This window comes from Borborobacter xinjiangensis (assembly GCF_047739745.1).
Lineage (GTDB): Bacteria > Pseudomonadota > Alphaproteobacteria > Rhizobiales > Rhizobiaceae > Pseudaminobacter.
Window position 1 is genome coordinate 370,562 of sequence record NZ_JBLLVA010000001.1, and the last position, 17,105, is coordinate 387,666.

General features: G+C 61.7%; 15 protein-coding genes. 7 read left to right on the forward strand and 8 right to left on the reverse strand.

Translation table 11 applies throughout. The features are described from left to right. The first annotated feature begins 116 nt into the window (after positions 1 to 116). Entirely contained in the window at positions 117 to 1,133 is a 1,017-nt protein-coding gene (locus tag ACLKMW_RS01765; RefSeq protein WP_415722647.1) for a fatty acid desaturase, read from the forward strand. Positions 1,134 to 1,181: 48 nt separating this feature from the next. Continuing rightward, the gene (locus ACLKMW_RS01770; RefSeq protein WP_415722648.1) at positions 1,182 to 2,006 is read left to right on the forward strand and encodes a phosphate/phosphite/phosphonate ABC transporter substrate-binding protein; all 825 of its coding nucleotides are present in this window, start codon (positions 1,182 to 1,184) and stop codon (positions 2,004 to 2,006) included. On the opposite strand, the gene ACLKMW_RS01775 is transcribed toward ACLKMW_RS01770, so the two are convergent. The 4 genes from ACLKMW_RS01775 to ACLKMW_RS01790 all read right to left on the reverse strand — a co-directional run bounded on the left by ACLKMW_RS01775 (position 1,973) and on the right by ACLKMW_RS01790 (position 8,164). Then, positions 1,973 to 3,343 carry a M24 family metallopeptidase gene (locus ACLKMW_RS01775; RefSeq protein ID WP_415722649.1) on the reverse strand — a complete coding sequence of 457 codons (1,371 nt, stop codon included), beginning with the start codon at positions 3,341 to 3,343 and terminating at the stop codon, positions 1,973 to 1,975. The genes ACLKMW_RS01770 and ACLKMW_RS01775 overlap by 34 nt on opposite strands. 7 nt (positions 3,344 to 3,350) lie before the next feature. Next, positions 3,351 to 5,918 (reverse strand): GcvT family protein, encoded by a 2,568-nt coding sequence (locus tag ACLKMW_RS01780; RefSeq protein ID WP_415722650.1) that lies wholly within the window; start codon positions 5,916 to 5,918, stop codon positions 3,351 to 3,353. Next, a complete protein-coding gene (locus ACLKMW_RS01785; protein WP_415722651.1) occupies positions 5,915 to 6,421 on the reverse strand; it encodes an endonuclease domain-containing protein in 507 nt (168 codons plus the stop codon). Before ACLKMW_RS01785 ends, ACLKMW_RS01780 begins: the two co-directional genes overlap by 4 nt. A gap of 165 nt (positions 6,422 to 6,586) precedes the next feature. Further along, positions 6,587 to 8,164, reverse strand: coding sequence for a trimethylamine methyltransferase family protein (locus ACLKMW_RS01790; protein ID WP_415722652.1), 1,578 nt, complete (start codon positions 8,162 to 8,164; stop codon positions 6,587 to 6,589). A 157-nt stretch (positions 8,165 to 8,321) separates the two neighbouring features. On the opposite strand from ACLKMW_RS01790, the gene ACLKMW_RS01795 reads away from it, so the two are divergent. From ACLKMW_RS01795 to ACLKMW_RS01805, 3 genes are all read left to right on the forward strand, one after another. Further along, positions 8,322 to 9,110 carry a DUF72 domain-containing protein gene (locus ACLKMW_RS01795; RefSeq protein WP_415722653.1) on the forward strand — a complete coding sequence of 263 codons (789 nt, stop codon included), beginning with the start codon at positions 8,322 to 8,324 and terminating at the stop codon, positions 9,108 to 9,110. 230 nt (positions 9,111 to 9,340) lie between these two features. Continuing rightward, on the forward strand, positions 9,341 to 10,723 hold the full coding sequence (locus ACLKMW_RS01800; protein ID WP_415722654.1) for an aspartate aminotransferase family protein: 1,383 nt from the start codon (positions 9,341 to 9,343) through the stop codon (positions 10,721 to 10,723). Positions 10,724 to 10,917: 194 nt separating this feature from the next. After that, positions 10,918 to 11,199 (forward strand): hypothetical protein, encoded by a 282-nt coding sequence (locus ACLKMW_RS01805; RefSeq protein ID WP_415722655.1) that lies wholly within the window; start codon positions 10,918 to 10,920, stop codon positions 11,197 to 11,199. A 254-nt stretch (positions 11,200 to 11,453) separates the two neighbouring features. Here the strand turns inward: ACLKMW_RS01805 and mmsB are convergent, their stop codons facing one another. Further along, positions 11,454 to 12,341, reverse strand: coding sequence for a 3-hydroxyisobutyrate dehydrogenase (gene mmsB / locus ACLKMW_RS01810; RefSeq protein WP_415722656.1), 888 nt, complete (start codon positions 12,339 to 12,341; stop codon positions 11,454 to 11,456). A 27-nt stretch (positions 12,342 to 12,368) separates the two neighbouring features. Further along, positions 12,369 to 13,544, reverse strand: coding sequence for an isobutyryl-CoA dehydrogenase (locus ACLKMW_RS01815; protein ID WP_415722657.1), 1,176 nt, complete (start codon positions 13,542 to 13,544; stop codon positions 12,369 to 12,371). A 180-nt stretch (positions 13,545 to 13,724) separates the two neighbouring features. Here ACLKMW_RS01815 and ACLKMW_RS01820 point away from each other — a divergent pair, with 180 nt between their 5' ends. After that, on the forward strand, positions 13,725 to 15,194 hold the full coding sequence (locus tag ACLKMW_RS01820; RefSeq protein WP_415722658.1) for a cobyric acid synthase: 1,470 nt from the start codon (positions 13,725 to 13,727) through the stop codon (positions 15,192 to 15,194). 3 nt (positions 15,195 to 15,197) lie between these two features. On the opposite strand, the gene ACLKMW_RS01825 is transcribed toward ACLKMW_RS01820, so the two are convergent. Then, positions 15,198 to 15,629, reverse strand: coding sequence for a VOC family protein (locus ACLKMW_RS01825; RefSeq protein WP_415722659.1), 432 nt, complete (start codon positions 15,627 to 15,629; stop codon positions 15,198 to 15,200). A gap of 86 nt (positions 15,630 to 15,715) precedes the next feature. Next, positions 15,716 to 16,501 (reverse strand): TSUP family transporter, encoded by a 786-nt coding sequence (locus ACLKMW_RS01830; protein WP_415722751.1) that lies wholly within the window; start codon positions 16,499 to 16,501, stop codon positions 15,716 to 15,718. Between the two features lie 108 nt (positions 16,502 to 16,609). Here ACLKMW_RS01830 and ACLKMW_RS01835 point away from each other — a divergent pair, with 108 nt between their 5' ends. Continuing rightward, positions 16,610 to 17,050 carry a tellurite resistance TerB family protein gene (locus ACLKMW_RS01835; protein WP_415722660.1) on the forward strand — a complete coding sequence of 147 codons (441 nt, stop codon included), beginning with the start codon at positions 16,610 to 16,612 and terminating at the stop codon, positions 17,048 to 17,050. The last annotated feature ends 55 nt before the right edge of the window (positions 17,051 to 17,105 follow it).

Below are 17,105 nucleotides of genomic sequence, written 5' to 3' on the forward strand. Positions count from 1 at the left end.
CAATATCATCACTTTATGCGCATTGTCGCGTTGAATCCCGGTTTGCCTACTGACATTTTGCTGTCAGGAGCTGCTCGGCGATTCGAGCCCGGCTCCGGTGCTGGGGCATTGATCAAATGGGAAAGCAGGCAAGGATTCGTGTTCGGCGCGACAGATGGGAGATCGAGTGGCCGACGGTAGTGCTCATCCTAGCCACTTACGCGGCATGGATGGGCATTGCATGTTTTCTCTGGCCGAATTTCCCGGTTCTCACCCTTGCCGTCCTTGGCTTCATTCTTGCCATGCAATCGTCGCTCATGCACGAGGTGCTGCACGGCCACCCGACCCGCAAATCCTGGGTCAATGAACTTTTTGTTTGCCTGCCGATCGGGCTTGTCTATCCCTACCGGCGCTTCAAGGCGCTGCATCTGCGCCATCATGCCGATGAGCGCTTGACCGATCCGTTCGACGATCCCGAGAGCTACTATCACGCCGTTTGGCAGCATCAAGATCTGCCACGCCCGCTAAAGGCGCTGCTTGCCGTCAACAACACCATGATCGGTCGGTTCATACTCGGGCCGTTGCTGGGCACCGCGGGATTTCTTCTCGCTGAGGCCAAGCTTATCAAGGAGGGAGATCGGGAGGTGCGCAAGGCCTGGCTGCTGCATGGCGCCGGCCTCGCCGTCATCCTGCCGCTCGTGGTTTTCGCGTTCGCAATACCGCTCTGGCTTTACCTGCTCGTGCCGGTTTGGCTCGGCCAGTCGCTGATTTCGGTGCGCACCTTCGCCGAACATCAATGGTCCGAACGGCCAGACGGGCGCACCATCATCGTCGAGCACTCGCCGCTTTCGATCCTGTTCCTCAACAACAATCTGCATTTCGTGCATCACAAGCGCCCGACAATTGCCTGGTATGAGTTGCCGGCGCTGTTTCGCGCGCGCCGCGACGAGTGGGTGGCGATGAACAAGGGCTATGTGTTCCCGAACTATCTGGCGCTTTTGAAAGCCTATGCGTTTCATCCCAAGGAGCCGGTGGTGCACCCTGTTCTTCGCCGTGCTCGGGATACCGGACGCGCCTTCAAGCCGCGCATCCGCGGCCACTCTACATATGGCACTGGCACTGTCCCGGTGCCGGCCCAGCCGCCGAAGGAATAGACGATTCCCGATCTTGCCAACGCAGTCGCTTGCGTGGGAAATGTCGCCATGACTGCATCGGTCGCGGCACTTCCCATGTATGACTGGCCCGAACTGCGGGCGCAAACCGATGCGGAATGGGTCCGCCTGCGCGACATCTTGCGGGCGCAAGGCGTTGACGCGCCAGAGCGGCTCGCCCGCATCAATTCCGATCTGCCAGCCGTTTCAGGCGGTATACGCGATGCATCGGGGCAGGTCATCGCTCCCGATCCGGCGAGCCTGCCGCCTGCGCCACTTCATCTGCCTACGCTGTGGCGCCACCCGAATCTTTTCTTTGCCCAGGCGTGCTGGGGGCCAATGGAACTGGGCCTGTCCGAGCATGTGCAGGTTATTGGCCAATCAAGCTACGATGACTTCGAAGGCGGGCAGGGGGCATATTACAGCAGCGCGATCCTGATGCGGTGCGGAATGGGCGATCCGATCCCGGCACCCGCCGATGGCAGGCCCGTCATCCCCATGGATATCATTCGTGGCAAGCGCCTCGGCTACAATAGCCTCGATTCCATGTCCGGCATGATCGCCCTGGCGCGGGACCTGGCGGCGATGGGAGAACGCCTTGATGTTATCTTCCCCGACCAGATCGAAACCAGTGGCCATCGTGCCTCGATGATTGCGGTGGCGGAGGGCAGGGCGGATGTCTGCGCCGTCGACTGCCGAAGCTTCGCGATGGCACGGCAGGTGGAGGCCGCGGCCGAGCGGCTGCAAGCGGTCGGCTGGACCGCCCGCCGCCACGGGCTGCCATTCATCACATCGGCGCGCATGCCGGCGCATATTGTGACAACGCTGCGCTCCGCGCTCGCTCAGCCTGCCATGAGCCTTTCGTCCAGCCTGTAGCTCGAAAGCTTCTCGCTGCCGGTCTCGGTGATCAGCACCTGCTCCTCGAGCTTGACGCCCTCGCGCCCGCCTTGCCGGCCGATATAGCTTTCCACGCAAAGAACCATGCCGGGTTGCACCACGCCGTCCGGCGTATCTTCGGTCCAGTCCGCGGCATGCGGCAGCGTTGGGTATTCATCGACGAGACCGACACCGTGATAGAGCACGCCATAGCGCATCGGAAAACAGTCGATCGGCGCATCCCTGGCTCGCTCGACGAGCTCGCGGAACGAGACACCAGGCTTCAACAGATCGAGATTGAAGGAAACCTGCTCGGCCGCCGTCCGGTAGAGATAGCGTTGCTCATCAGTTGGCGAAGCATCGCCGCACAGCCAGCTTCGCGACAGGTCGGCGCAGAATCCGTAGGGGCCGATGAGGTCGGTGTCGAAGGAGACGAGATCGCCGGCCTCGATGATGCGAGAGGAGCATTCCTGGAACCATGGATTGGTGCGAGGGCCGGAGGAAAGCAGCCGCGTCTCGATCCATTCGCCGCCGCGCGCGATGTTGCCGCGATGCAGTTCCGCCCAAAGCTCGTTCTCGGAAATTCCTGGCTTCAGCGCCGTTTCCATTTCCGCCATCGCCGCTTCGCAAGCGACGATGGCGCGGCGCATGCAAAGGATTTCGTCGGGCGATTTGATCAAACGGGCACTGTGCATGACAGCATCGCCATCGCCCACGACAATGCCGCATCGGGCCAGTTCGGTCACGGCGACGGCGTCAAGATGGTCCACGGCGATGCGGTTGTTTCCGTTGCCATGTTCGCGAACCAGATCGGCAATTCCGGCCGCCCAGCGGCGCGTCCGCATTTCGGTCAACTCACCGGTGTAGAGATATATCCACGACACGGTCGGCCGCACCTCATCGACGACGCCTGAGTGGTCGGACAGGTGTTCGCAGGAAAAATAATCGAACAGCACCACCGGCCCCTCGGTGGCGACGAAGCAATGGCGCGTCGCATTGTGCGTGACCCAGAGCTGCATGTTGGTGGAATCGGTCGCGTAACGGATATTGACCGGATCATAAAGCAGCGCGCCCGCATAGTCCCGGCGCTTGAGTTCCGCGCGGATGCGCTCAAGCCGATATTTGCGCATCGTTGTCAAATCGGGTTCGGCAATGCCGGCCTTGCGCCATTCGCTCTCGACTAGCGAACCAAAGCCGAGCACATGCTGGTTCAGGCTGGCCGCCTTGTCGCGCACTGCGCGACGCAGTGCGTCAGTATCTGCGGGCGAAATGTCCGGTTGGAAAGACGCGATCTTGCGATGCCGTCCAAAGTGTCCGGATTCGAACCGCCCGGCCATGGCAGTGCTACGCCCGCATTCTTTCGCCTGTTGGATCGAACGGCGGCGCGACGGTGATGCGGGCGGGACGGCGCACCCCAAGAATTTCTATCTCGAACAGGCCCTCACTTTCATTCTGTGCCAAGGCTGCCGGCACATAGCCCTGTGCCATGGACTTGCGAACATAGTGCGCGTAACCGCCGGAGGTGATCCAGCCGACGACGCGCCAGTCGCCGTCGACAATGCCGCGTATGCTGGACGCGCCTTCGTCAGCCGCCGAGCCGTGCACCTCTTTCCCGCTCTCATTGAATCTTGGCGCGCCGTAGCCATGAGGTCTTTCGACCGTGCCATAATCGGTCGAGCCGACCTTTGCCCAGATCGGCTCATCGCCCATAACGTCGGCGTCAGCGGCATCGACCACAAAGGATACGCGGCGCAGCCTGGGGCCTTCGGCTTGTTCCTTGGCCGCCGCCCCCCGGCCGATGAAGTCTGCCTTTTCCATCCTGATGAAGCGATCCATCGAGCCCTCGAACGGACCATAGATGGGCCTGAGTTCGCGGAACCAGGTCGGGAAGTTCTTTTCAAGCCGCATCGAAAGCAGCGCGCGCATGCCGAAATCGACGATGCCGAACTCCTCGCCGGCCTGCTTGATCGCGCCATAGACGAGGCGCTGATAGGCAGGCTGCATCCAGATCTCATAGCCGAGATCGCCGGTGTAGCTGATGCGGTTGACGATCGCCGGCGCGCCGCCCACTGCCATCTCCCGGCAATCCATGAAGCGAAAGGTCGCGTCGTCTTCGTCGACCAGGCCGGCCAGCAGCTCCTGTGAGCGCGGGCCGGCGATGGCGACACCGACGAGCGTCTGGTCAAAGCGGTGGACACGAACCCCGCCGTCCTTGGGCAGATGTCGTTCGAACCAGCGCATGTGATATTTCTGGGCGGCGGACGAGCCCCAGATCATGAAGCGGTCGCCGCCTAAATTGGCAATGGTGAAATCGCCGATCAGCTTGCCGAATTCATTGAGCATCGGCGTCAGAATCAGACGCCCGGGCTTCGGCATGCGGTTGGTCATCAGCCGGTTGAGGAAATCCTCCGAACCCGGCCCGGAGACTTCGTATTTGGCGAAATTGGCGATCTCGGTAACGCCGACGCGTTCTCGCACGGCGCGCACCTCATTGCCGACATGCTCGAAGTCGTTGGAGCGGTGGTAGGAGACGATGTCCTTCGGCTCCGTGCCCTTCGGCGCGAACCAGAGCGGAGTTTCAAGTCCCCATGAATCGCCCATGACGGCATTTTGGGCGAGCATCGTGTCGTAAAGCGGCGTTGTCTGCGCGGGGCGGGCGGCGGGCAGTTCCTCATTCGGGAAACGGATGGAGAAACGGCGCGAATAGTTTTCGCGCACCTTGGCGTTGGTGTAGCGCAGCGTCGCCCATTCGCCGAAGCGGGCGACGTCCATGCCCCAGACGTCAAAGCCGGGGTCGCCGTTCACCATCCAGTTCGAAAGGGCGAGACCGACGCCGCCACCCTGGCTGAAGCCGGCCATGACGGCGCAGGCACACCAAAAATTGGTCAAGCCCTGCACCGGGCCAACCAGCGGGTTGCCGTCGGGCGCGAAGGTGAAGGGTCCGTTAATGACCTGCTTGATGCCGGCGTTGGCAATGCCCGGGAAGTGCTTGAAACCGATTTCCAGAGATGGCGCGATGCGGTCGATGTCGGGTGGCAAGAGTTCATGGCCGAAATCCCACGGTGTGGTGACCGGTGACCACGGTTTGCAGGCCTTCTCATAGGTGCCAAGCAGCACGCCGTTGCGTTCCTGCCTTGTATAGATCTCGCCCTTGAAATCGAGCACGCCGACCATTTCGCGGCCGGTGGCTTTGTTGAACTCCTCGACCTCCTTCATCGGTTCGGTGAGCAGATACATGTGCTCCATGGCAAGCAGCGGCAGTTCGAGCCCAACCATGCGGCCGACCTCGCGTGCCCACAGTCCGCCGCAGTTGACCACATGCTCTGCCTTGACCGTGCCCTGTTCGGTGACGACGTTCCAGGTGCCGTCCGGCTCCTGCGTGAGTTCGATCACGCGATTGCGCAGCACGATTTCCGCACCGAGCTTCTGCGCGGCCTTGGCATAGGCATGGGTGGTGCCGGAGGGGTCGAGGTGACCTTCGACCGGATCCCACATGGCGCCGACGAAATTCGTCTCGTCCATCAGCGGAAACATCGCCTTGGCCTCGGAGGGCGTGATCAGTTCGGTGTCCATGCCGAGATAGCGGCCCTTGGCGTGGGCGAGGCGCAGGAAATCCATGCGTTCCGGGCTGTCGGCTAACATGACGCCGCCGGTCAGATGCAGCGAACAGGACTGGCCGGAAAGCTCCTCCAGCTCCTTGTAGAGCTGCACGGTGTAGGCTTGCAGCTTGGCGACGTTGGGGTCGCCGTTCAGCGTGTGGAAACCGCCGGCGGCATGCCAGGACGAGCCCGAGGTCAGTTCCGAACGCTCAATCAGCATGACGTCGCTCCAGCCAGCGCGGGCAAGATGGTAGAGCACCGAACAGCCGACGACGCCGCCACCGATGACAACAGCTTTTGCGTGAGATTTCATGGCTTTATATCCAGATTTACATGGATTGATTCAGATTGAGGCGACGGACGGACCCGCTGATTGAGAGTCAGCTGATCTGCGGCTGACATATTGTTTTGAGGCTTTGCCGGACGGTAACGGAGGTCGAATGCGTCGATCTGCTTGGTTTCGCAAACGGAGGCGCGATGCTTCAGGATGTCGGTGTTCCAGAAGCGCAGGACCGAATAGCCGCGGCCCTGCAAGAATTCGTCGCGGGTTTGATCGTAGGCGCTGTCCGCATGCTGGCTGCCGTCGATTTCGACGATGAGCGATCGTTCGCGGCAACAGAAATCCACAAAGTACGGTCCAATCGGAAATTGCCGCGTGAATTTATGGCCACCCAGCTTTCGACGTTTCAGCTCAAGCCATAGAAGCGCTTCGGCCTGATTTCCAGCGGTACGAAGTTTCTTCGCTCGGCCGGTCGTCCCCGCTTTGCGACGGCTGCGCGTTTCAGCCCCCACTCCGTCGCCGCTTCGCGGCGCCACCTCTCCCCCCTCCGGAGGGAGAGGAAGGGCGTCAGGGCCGGCGAGTTCGCGTCCTTTCTCTCCCCCGTCGAGCGGGGGAGAGGTGGTCGGCGTAGCCGACCGGAGTGGGGGTCGATCCGGACAGGTCATCGTTCGATCAAGTCGCGTTACGCCAATTGTGAGCTGTTAGAAATCCGTCGGTGCGCCGCCTTCCAGCCGGCGCTTCTCCACGAAGGCGTCGAGCTCTTCCGCAATTGCCGGGTCCATCGGCGGCTGTTCGTAGCTGGCGAGGCGTTCCTTCCAGATCCGGTTGGCGCGCTCGAGGGCCGTCGGGCTGCCGGCTTCCGTCCAGGTCTCGAAATTGCGCCAGTCGGAGATGATCGGCGAATAGAATGCATTACGGTAGCGGTCCTGGGTGTGTTGGGTTCCGAAGAAGTGCCCGCCCGGTCCCACATCGCGTATCGCCTCGATCGCCAGCGCATCTTCGGAAAGATCGAGCGGTGTCAGGAACTCGGCGACCATCTGCAGAAGATCGATGTCGAGGATCATCTTCTCGTATGAGCAGCGCAATCCGCCTTCGAGCCAGCCGGCCGCATGCAGGATGAAATTTCCGCCGCCCTGGATGGCTCCCCACAACGAAAACACGCTCTCATAAGCCGCCTGCGCGTCAATTGTGTTTGCGGCGCAGACATTGGACGTGCGGTACGGAATATTGTAGCGGCGCGCGAGCTGGCCGCCGACGAGCTGCGCCTTCATATATTCCGGCGTGCCGAAAGCTGGCGCTCCCGATTTCATGTCAACATTGGAGGTGAAGCCGCCATAGCCCACCGGCGCGCCCTTCCTCACCATCTGCGTGAAGGCAAGGCCGGCGAGCGCTTCGGCGTTCTGCTGCACCAGTGCGCCCGCGATCGTCACCGGTGCCATCGCGCCGGCCAGCGTGAATGGTGTCACGATGACGATCTGGCCGTTGCCGGACATCTGGATGATGCCTTCCAGCATTGGAATGTCGAGCTTCAACGGCGAGTTGGTGTTGATGATGGTGTAGACGGAGGGTTCTTCCTGCAACTGTTCGCGGGAGATGCCGCGCGCGATGCGGGCGATCTCGATGCCGTCGACATTGCGCTCGCGTCCGAGCGAATAGATGTGAAATGCCTTGTCAGTCAGTGTGGCGAGGTCGCGAATGCATTCGAGATGGCGCAGCGAAGGGTGGATATCCACCGGCTCGACCGGATAGCCGCCCGTCGTGCTCAATATGTTGTGCATTTGCGCGAGCTTCAGGAAATTACGGAAGTCCGTTCGATTTCCGGGCCGGCGGCCGTTGTCGAGGTCCGAGCAGTTCGGCGCCGAGCCCATTTGCGAGAAGATGAGGTTATTGCCGCCGAAACGGACATTGTGTTCCGGATTGCGGGCATGAAGGGTGAATTCGGCCGGGCAAGAGGCCATCAGTTCCATGATCATGTCGCCATCGAAACGGACGCGTTCACTGCCTTCGCGGACATCCGCGCCATGACGCTTCATGATGGAGCGGGCCTCGTCGTGCAGGACATCGACGCCAATTTCCTTCAGCACCCGCAATGAGGCGAGATGGATCGCTTCCAACTCGTCGTCGGAGACAATCTTCGTCGGGGGGAAGGGGATCTTGAGTTGCCGGAACGGCGGTTGCTCGAAGGCTGCTGAGCGCCCGGCGTGCTTGCCGGCTCGCCCGCCGCGACGGGCGTGGTCGGTGGCGGGCGAAGGATCTGGAGCGTTGAGGGCGACGGACATGGAAACCTCATGGCAAATCAAGACGCATATTGGACCCGCGGAAACCCGGTCAGTGCCGATGTGACGACCCTTTGGGCAAGCAAAGCGACATCCGAGGACCCATTGGATTGCTGAGCCCGTCGCCCTTCGGCACCAATCCGCCTGACGTGCGTTCACCATGGAACCAGAGAGATTTCGCGAGCAGCCGACGTTGCAGAGGAAAGCAGTCGATACAGGCACCACCGAACTGCGTATCGGCACTTCGGGCTGGCACTACGCAGGTTGGTGGGGGCCGTTTTATCCGGAAGACGTCAGGAAAAAGGATGCGCTGACCTACTACGCTTCACGCTTTGGCGCGACCGAGTTGAACGCGCCTTTCTATCGCATGCCGACCGAGAAGGCGGTCCGAAACTGGTTCGAAACGACGCCGGATGATTTTCGTTTCACCTGGAAGGCGTCAAGGTACATCACGCATTTCAAGCTGCTCCTGGTCGATGAGCAGTCGCTTGATCTTCTGGAAAGTCGGGTCGGGGGCCTCGAGCACAAGGCAGGTCCGGTGCTGTTTCAACTGCCGCCACGAATGGGTGCCGATCGCGAACGCCTTGCCGCGTTCCTGAAACGGCTGAAACCATCCCGCCGCTACAGTTTCGAGTTTCGCCACAAGAGCTGGTATGAAGCGACAGTTTTCGAGCTGTTGCGGGAGCATGACATTTCGCTTTGTCTTTCCGACCATGCGGCAGCGCCCGCACCGACGGAAGTCACTGCCGAATGGGTCTATATCCGCAATCATGGCCCGAGCGGCCGCTATCACGGCAGCTATTCCGACGCGCAGATCAAGGATTGGGCGCGCCATATAAGGAAATGGCGGAAGGAGCGGCGCGACGTTTGGTGTTTTTTCGACAACGACGTGAAGAGTGCCGCACCGGCGGATGCAGAGCGGCTGCTTGGCTTTCTGGGCAAAGGCTGAAATCGGTTCGCGCGCCGCAGCTTGAAACCGCCATGCACCTTCCGTTATTCTCTAGGAATGAGCATTGCAGGCTTCTCATCGGTATGCGCGCGCGTCGTTTCTACGCCTTCGCCTAGAACACGGCATGCCGAGCTTTTGCGCCTGTGCGCGCGCATCGGCTACTCGCCGCCTTCCATGGGTTGAGTTCGCCCCGGCTTTGCCGGATTGAATCAACTGGAAGGATCAAGCCAATGACTTACCAGAACTTTTCGCTGTCGCAGCTACAGGCGATCGACGCAGCTCATCACATCCATCCATTCACCGACCACAAGGATCTGCGATCGGCGGGCGCGCGCATGATTACACGTGCCAAGGGGCCATTCATTTACGATTCGGAAGGCAAGGAACTCCTCGACGGCATGGCCGGCCTGTGGTGCGTCAATATCGGCTATGGCCGCGAGGAGCTCGCCGAAGCCGCCTATAAGCAGATGAAGGAACTGCCCTACTATAATTCCTTCTTCCGCTGCTCGACGCCGACGCCGGTGCTGCTTGCCAAGAAGCTCGCCGAGATCGCGCCGAAACACATCAACCAGGTTTTCTACGGCTCGTCGGGCTCAGAATCGAACGATACGGCGCTGCGTCTGGTGCGCCATTACTGGGCCCTGGAAGGCAAGCCGCAGAAAAACCGGATCATTTCGCGCGAGATGGCCTATCACGGCTCCACCGTTGCCGGCTCGTCGCTTGGCGGCATGTCGGGCATGCATGAGCAGCTTGGCGGCGCCGTGCCGAACATCGTCCACGTAATGATGCCATATGCCTATGAACTGGCCGAACCGGGCGAGAGCGATCACGATTTCGGCCTGCGAGCGGCAAAGGCGGTCGAGGACGCGATCCTGGAAGCCGGCCCGGACAATGTCGCAGCCTTCATCGGCGAGCCGATTCAGGGTGCGGGCGGTGTTAAAATACCGCCGGCAAGCTATTGGCCGGAGATCCAGCGTATCTGCCGCAAATATGACGTGCTCTTGATGCTGGACGAGGTCATCACCGGTTATGGCCGCACCGGCGAATGGTTCGCGGCGCAATCGATGGGCATCGAGCCGGATATGATCACCACGGCCAAGGCGCTGACCTCTGGTTATCAGCCGCTTTCGGCGCTGCTCGTCGGCGACCGCATCGCCAGTGCGCTGGTGGAGAAGGGCGGCGAATTCAACCACGGCTACACCTATTCCGGCCATCCGGTGGCCTGTGCGGTCGCGTTGAAGAATCTCGAGATCATCGAGAAAGAGGGCCTGATCGAGCGGGTCAGAACCGACACGGGGCCATATTTTGCCCAGATGCTCAAGGAGCGTATTTCAGGGCATCCGCTGGTCGGCGAAGTTCGCAGCTTCGGGCTGATGGGGGCGATCGAGATCGTCAGGGATAAGCAGACGCGCGAGCGTTTCGAGCCGGTCGGCAGTGCCGCGGTCGTCGTGCGCGATCACGCAATCGCGCAGGGCATGATGATGCGCGCGACCGGCGATTCCATGATCCTGTCGCCGCCGCTTATCTGGACCCGCGAGATCATCGATCTGGCGGGCGACCGTATCGTCCGGGCGCTCGAACTTGCCGAGAGAGACCTGCGCAAGTCAGGCTGATCGCTCATCGGGAGGTTCGACAGGCCGAACCTCCCACCAGCATCGCGGAACGTGCCGTCAGTTGGTGCGTTGGAGAGAGCCCGAACTGGTCGAGCTTGAGGGATCTTCTCATGAAAAGTCCTATAAGCAGCAAGGCTGCGCGCGAAACCGCGACGATTGCCGCAAACCTCATGCTTGCGCCGACGGTAGCGGCCATGCGGCTGCCGCTCATGGCGTTTGAGCCTCGCAGCGCGAATTCCTGGGGCTTGGAGACAGTCAGGGCAATCAGCGAGAAGAATGTGGCCTTGGCTGAGGGCGTTACGGCGGCGCAGTTGTCGTTGCTTCAATCGGCGACCGGATTCTGGTTCGATATCTGGATGGGCAGGGCGCCTGGCCTGCTTAATAGCGTTGCCATCGAACGCTCCATGCGGGCAGCATTAAAACCGGCAGGTCTGCGTGTGAAAGCGAACTATCGCCGCCTTTCCCGCAAGAAATGAGGCTCGCCAAAGGCAAAAACCGCGTTCTCCGGCTTGCGGAAGAACACGGCTTTGCCATTCGAACGCATGGCCCTTCGCGACTGAAAACGCTGCGAAGGTAACGGCTCCGGTACGCGAGACCTGATCCGGAGCGATTTGGCGGCTGCGATCGACCGCCTGCATCCCGTTGTAACCGCACATCGTTACCGCGTGGTTAGCGAGAGCTTAATCAAACCTAAATTTGTATCTTTTTGGCCGAAATCGGGCCGCGCCGGCTATTGTTTGGACTTGCCCCTCAGGAAATTTATGATTCCGGAAAAATCCACGTCGCCGTGGCCGAGCGCATTGAACAGCGCGTAGAGTTGAGCAGCCTCCGCGCCGAGAGGCGTGACCGCGCCCGCGCCTTGCGCCGCCTCCTGCGAGAGCTTCAGATCCTTCAGCATCAAGGCCGCGGCGAAGCCGGGCTGATAATCCCGGTTGGCCGGCGAGGAGGGCACTGGTCCGGGCACGGGGCAATAGGTCGTCAGCGACCAGCACTGGCCCGACGAGGTCGAGGCGACATCGAAAAGCGCTTGATGGGCGAGGCCGAGCTTTTCGGCGAGCACGAAGGCCTCCGCGACCCCGATCATCGAGACACCGAGGATCATGTTGTTGCAGATCTTAGTCGCCTGGCCGGCGCCCGCATCGCCGCAATGGACGATACGCCCTGCCATGGGCTTCAATATCGGCTCGGCCCTGGCGAACGCCTCCGGCGCACCTCCGGCCATGAAGGTCAGCGTGCCGGCGGCGGCGCCACCGGTGCCGCCGGACACCGGAGCATCGATGGAAAGGAGGCCGTGCTTTCCGGCGACCGCGTGGGCCTTGCGGGCGGATTCGACGTCGATCGTGGATGAATCGATCAACAGGGCACCTTTTTGCACCTTGGACGCGATATCTTCATAGACGGAAAGGACGTGTTTGCCCGCCGGTAGCATGGTGATGACGATTTCGGCGTCCTTCACTGCCGCAGTGGCGTTTGCCATTACGGTCACACCGTTCTTGCGTGCGGTCGTCAAATTGTCCGGAACGAGATCGAATCCCTGAACTGCATGACCGGCCTTGACCAGATTGGCGGCCATAGGGTTGCCCATATTGCCGAGACCGATGAAGGCGATGGTGGTCATTCGTTCGTGCTCCTGCGAGAGGTTGACTTAGCGTCCGATCAAGGCGCGCGCGATGATGACCCGCATGATTTCGTTGGTGCCTTCGAGAATCTGGTGAACGCGCAAATCGCGCACCAGCTTCTCGACGCCATAATCATGCAGATAGCCGTAGCCGCCATGCAGTTGCAGGGCATCGTTGGCGATGCCGAAGCCGATATCGGTGACGAAGCGCTTGGCCATCGCCGACCATTTTCCGGCATCCGGCGCCTTGCGGTCGAGCTTCGAAGCGGCCGTGTAGAGGAAAATGCGCGCTGCCTGCAACTCGGTTTCCATGTCGGCCAGTTTGAACTGCAGCGCCTGGAAACGGTTGATTGCCTGGCCGAATGCCTTGCGCTCGGCAGTATAGCCCAGCGCCTTGTCGAGGGCAGCCTGCGCGCCGCCAAGCGAACATGCCGCGATGTTGAGCCGCCCGCCGTCCAGCCCTGCCATAGCGATGCGGAAGCCCGCACCCTCATCGGAGAGCAGATTTTCGGCGGGCACCTTGCAGTTTTCAAAAATCACCTGGCGAGTGGACTGCATGTGCCAGCCCATCTTGCTTTCCAATGCGCCGAAGGAAAGCCCCGGCGCGTCCTTCGGCACCACCAGCGTGGAAATGCCCTTCGGCCCGTCCTCGCCGGTGCGGACCATGGTGACGTAGATATCGCTGTCGCCGGCCCCGGAGATGAACTGCTTGGCGCCGTTGACGACATAATCGCTACCATTGCCGCCGCTGCGCGCCGCACGCGTCTTGAGCGCGGCGGCGTCCGAGCCCGAGCCAGGTTCGGTCAGGCAATAGCTCGCAAGCCATTCCATCGACGTCAGCTTGGGCAGGAAACGCTGACGCTGCTCCTCATGGCCGAAGCTGTCGATCATCCAGGAGGCCATGTTGTGGATGGAGATGAAAGAGGAGAAGGCCGGGCAAGCCTTCGACAGCGCCTCGAACACAAGCACGGCGTCCAGGCGGCCGAGTGCGGAGCCGCCGACATCGTCCCGCACATAGATGCCGCCAAGCCCCAGCGGGCCGGTTTCCCGGATCACGTCAGCGGGAAAATGATGCTCCCTGTCCCATTCAAGTGCATTGGGTGCGACGCGGTCCTGCGCGAACGCTTCGGCCATCTCCTGGATGGCGCGCTGGTCGGCATTGAGATCGAACTGGCCGGCGGCGGCGTCAACGGTGGTGTCCATGGCGTCCTCCCTGATTTTCCTTGGCTAGGCGCCATGCTCAATCTAGACCAATGATGCGGCCACGCAAGTTGAGCATGCGAGCAGCCGCTGTGTGCATTTTGAACAACGGGGATTTTGGTGGCGACTTTTTTCTATGAGGCGGATGCACCGTTCCTTGCCGCGCGCGGAGGCGCCTGAGCCATGGCCAAGGCGATCATGCTCCAGGGCACGGGCTCGGATGTCGGCAAGACGGTGCTGGTTGCCGGCCTCTGCCGGGTCGCCAGGAAACGTGGCCTGAAGGTCCGACCGTTCAAGCCGCAGAACATGTCCAACAATGCCGCCGTGGCTGACATCCCGGGCGAGACCGGCGGCGGCGAGATTGGCCGTGCGCAATGGCTTCAAGCCATTGCCTGTGGGGTTGCGCCGTCGATCCACATGAATCCGGTGCTGCTCAAGCCGCAAACCGATATCGGCGCGCAGGTGATCGTACAAGGCAAGGTTTTCGGGGAGGCGAGGGCGCGCGACTACCAGACGCTGAAGGGCAGGCTGATCCATGCGGTGATGGATTCCTGGGATCGGCTTGGCGCGGATGCCGACCTCATCGTCGTTGAGGGAGCGGGCTCGCCAGCCGAGATCAATCTGCGCAGCCGCGACATCGCCAATATGGGCTTTGCCACCCGTGCCGACGTGCCGGTCGTGCTGGTCGGCGACATCGATCGGGGCGGGGTGATTGCCGCCGTCGCGGGCACGCATTTGATTCTGCCGGAGGAGGACCGGCGCATGATCGTCGGCTATCTCATCAACAAGTTTCGCGGCGATGTCTCGCTGTTCGACGACGGCATCGCGGCAATGGGCCGCTTCACCGGTTGGCCCTGCTTCGGCGTCGTGCCGTGGCTGAAGGCAGCCGCGCTGCTGCCCTCGGAGGATTCGGTGACGCTGGAGCGGCTCGCCTCCGGTGAAAAACGGGCGCTGAAGGTTGCCGTGCCGCTGCTCGGCCGCATCGCCAATTTCGACGATCTGGACCCGCTGCGGGCCGAGCCGCAGGTCGAGGTCGTCTTCGTACCGCCGGGAAGGCCATTGCCGGCCGACGCGGGACTGGTTGTCATTCCCGGCTCGAAATCGACGATTGGCGATCTGGTCGAGTTCCGCAACAATGGCTGGGACCGCGATCTCATCGCACATCGCCGCCGTGGCGGGCACGTCGTCGGCATTTGCGGCGGCTACCAGATGCTCGGCCGCGTCGTGCGCGATCCGCACGGTATCGAGGGTAGCGTTACGGAGGCGGAGGGCCTGGGGCTGCTCGAGGTCGAGACGGTGATGGAGCCGGAAAAGACGGTGCGCAACGTCTCGGCCCGCTCGGTGCATTTCGATGTGCCGCTATCCGGTTACGAGATTCATCTTGGCGCGACGCTTGGTCCGGACTGCCAGAGACCGGCCGTGATTATCGATGGTGTGCACGACGGCGCGACATCGGCCGACGGCAAAGTATTCGGCACCTATCTGCATGGCCTGTTCGGCGCCGACCTTTTTCGTGCCAGATTCCTTGAAACGCTGGGCATCCGGGGCAGCGGCATCGACTACCGCGCCGAGGTCGAGCGGGCGCTCGACGAGATTGCGGCGCATCTGGAGCAGTATCTCGACTGCGACGCAATCTTCGCCGCCGCGCGCTGAGGCCTAGGATGCGGGTGGAGGCGCTTTCGGCCAGTAGGTGCCGAAGGACCAGACGTTGCCCTCGGGGTCGGCGCAGAGGAATTCACGGCTGCCGTAGTCACGGTCGGTCGGTTCCTCGAGGATCTTGGCGCCCGCCGCCTTGGCGCGGGCATAGAGCGCATCAGCATCGTCGACCGCGACATAGACGGATTTTCCGCCATTCTGCCCCGGCTCGCCGACCATCTTGCCATACGCGTCGTGGCGGGCGCTGCCGAGCATGATGATGGAAGAACCCAGCGCAAGCTCCGCATGCTGAACGACGCCGTCGTCATCGGCATATTTGGCATGCACGGTGAAGCCGAAGGCATTGGCGAGCCAGTCGATCATCCTTTCCGCGTCCTTGTAGCGGAACGTCGGGTAAATGCGCGGCGGTTCGATTGAAGCAAGCGTGGCCATGTCTTTCTCCTCCGATTGGGCTGCGTGAGGATAACCCATCTCGCGGTCCAGCCGTTCCGCCGCCTGGCAATTTTACCGGCGCTCTCTCAAAAACCAATCAGCGTTCGCAGCGGCTGCGCGGGGTCCATCAACAGTTTCACCGCCAGCGCCACGCAGGTGAGGATGAGCAGCGGCTTGATCAGTTTGGAGCCGCTGCGGATTGCCAGGCTGGCGCCCAGGCGCGCGCCGATGAACTGGGCCACGCCCATGATCAGTCCAATTTTCCAGACGATCGCCCCGGCAAAGAAGAAGACGGCGAAGCTGCCGACATTGGAGGCGAAATTGAGAAGTTTTGTGTGCGCCGTCGCCTTGAGCACGCCGTATCCGGCGAGCGTGACGAAGGCCAGCATGAAGAACGAACCCGTGCCGGGGCCAAAGACACCGTCGTAAAAGCCGATGGAGGGCACGATCAAAAGGCTGAACAGGAACGGGGAGAGGCGGTGCGCGCGGTCGATGTCGTCCATGTTGGGCTTGACGGCGAAATATATCGCAATCGCCACCAAGATGAGCGGCAGAGCGGCGCGCATGAGATCGCCGGGCAAGACCGTTGCGAGAAACGCGCCGAGCGCGCCGCCGGCCAGGGATAGAAGCGCGGAGGGCAGTTGAGCACGAAGGTCGACATGCCCCTTGCCGGCATAGGTTATCGTTGCCGATCCTGAGCCGAACAGCCCCTGCAACTTGTTGGTGCCAAGCGCCTCTACCGGAGAAAGGCCGGACAATAGCAGCGCCGGTATCGTGATCAGGCCGCCACCGCCGGCGATCGAATCGATGAAGCCGGCGGCAAGGGCCGCAATGGCGAGCATGACGAGCATCTCGGTGGCTGGATCGAACATGAGACCGGCGGGTGCGTGGAAATTATCCCGCTTCGACCATATGCGACCGGTTTGCGCAAGCCGCATTTCGCGCTACCAGTTTGGCAGGCGGTAGAGAACGAGGATTCGATGGCGACAAGTTTGTTGGCGCAGATACGTGGTTTGTTCGACGGTGATCCGGGCGTGCGCAAGGTCGCCGACGACCCGGCCCTGACCGCCGAACTGCTTCTGCTTTTCCGCATGATCCTCGCCGATGGAACGGTCAGCGAAAGCGAAATGGCGGTGTTCCGGCGTATCTGCGAAGATGCTTTCGGCATCACAGGCGAAAGTCTCGACGGCGTCATCGAATATCTCAGCGATTTCGGTTACGAGACCACGGCAGCGCAGGCCATCGCCGTGTTCAGCGAACTGGACATCGAACGGCGCAAGCATCTGGCCCGGCACATGGCCGAAATCGCCAAGGCAGATTCAAAGCTGGCCGAAAGCGAGGTTCGGCTGCTTCGCCGGGCGCTCGAAATACTCGGTGTCAGCCCGGCCGACGTGGTGAAGCCTGCCGCACAACAGCCCTGACATCATGCCAGGGCTGTTTCGGTTGGCGGCGGCGCCTTCGCGCAGACGTTGCCGC

Bases quoted from the DNA above. Each gene is read 5' to 3' on its own strand.
- ACLKMW_RS01800 (WP_415722654.1), top strand. From the start codon at position 9,341: ATGACTTACCAGAACTTTTCGCTGTCGCAGCTACAGGCGATCGACGCA.
- ACLKMW_RS01775 (WP_415722649.1), bottom strand. From the start codon at position 3,343: ATGGCCGGGCGGTTCGAATCCGGACACTTTGGACGGCATCGCAAGATC.
- ACLKMW_RS01780 (WP_415722650.1), bottom strand. From the start codon at position 5,918: ATGAAATCTCACGCAAAAGCTGTTGTCATCGGTGGCGGCGTCGTCGGC.
- ACLKMW_RS01825 (WP_415722659.1), bottom strand. From the start codon at position 15,629: ATGGCCACGCTTGCTTCAATCGAACCGCCGCGCATTTACCCGACGTTC.
- ACLKMW_RS01790 (WP_415722652.1), bottom strand. From the start codon at position 8,164: ATGTCCGTCGCCCTCAACGCTCCAGATCCTTCGCCCGCCACCGACCAC.
- ACLKMW_RS01795 (WP_415722653.1), top strand. From the start codon at position 8,322: ATGGAACCAGAGAGATTTCGCGAGCAGCCGACGTTGCAGAGGAAAGCA.
- ACLKMW_RS01765 (WP_415722647.1), top strand. From the start codon at position 117: ATGGGAAAGCAGGCAAGGATTCGTGTTCGGCGCGACAGATGGGAGATC.
- ACLKMW_RS01805 (WP_415722655.1), top strand. From the start codon at position 10,918: ATGCGGCTGCCGCTCATGGCGTTTGAGCCTCGCAGCGCGAATTCCTGG.
- ACLKMW_RS01770 (WP_415722648.1), top strand. From the start codon at position 1,182: ATGACTGCATCGGTCGCGGCACTTCCCATGTATGACTGGCCCGAACTG.
- ACLKMW_RS01815 (WP_415722657.1), bottom strand. From the start codon at position 13,544: ATGGACACCACCGTTGACGCCGCCGCCGGCCAGTTCGATCTCAATGCC.
- ACLKMW_RS01835 (WP_415722660.1), top strand. From the start codon at position 16,610: ATGGCGACAAGTTTGTTGGCGCAGATACGTGGTTTGTTCGACGGTGAT.
- ACLKMW_RS01820 (WP_415722658.1), top strand. From the start codon at position 13,725: ATGGCCAAGGCGATCATGCTCCAGGGCACGGGCTCGGATGTCGGCAAG.
- mmsB (WP_415722656.1), bottom strand. From the start codon at position 12,341: ATGACCACCATCGCCTTCATCGGTCTCGGCAATATGGGCAACCCTATG.
- ACLKMW_RS01830 (WP_415722751.1), bottom strand. From the start codon at position 16,501: ATGTTCGATCCAGCCACCGAGATGCTCGTCATGCTCGCCATTGCGGCC.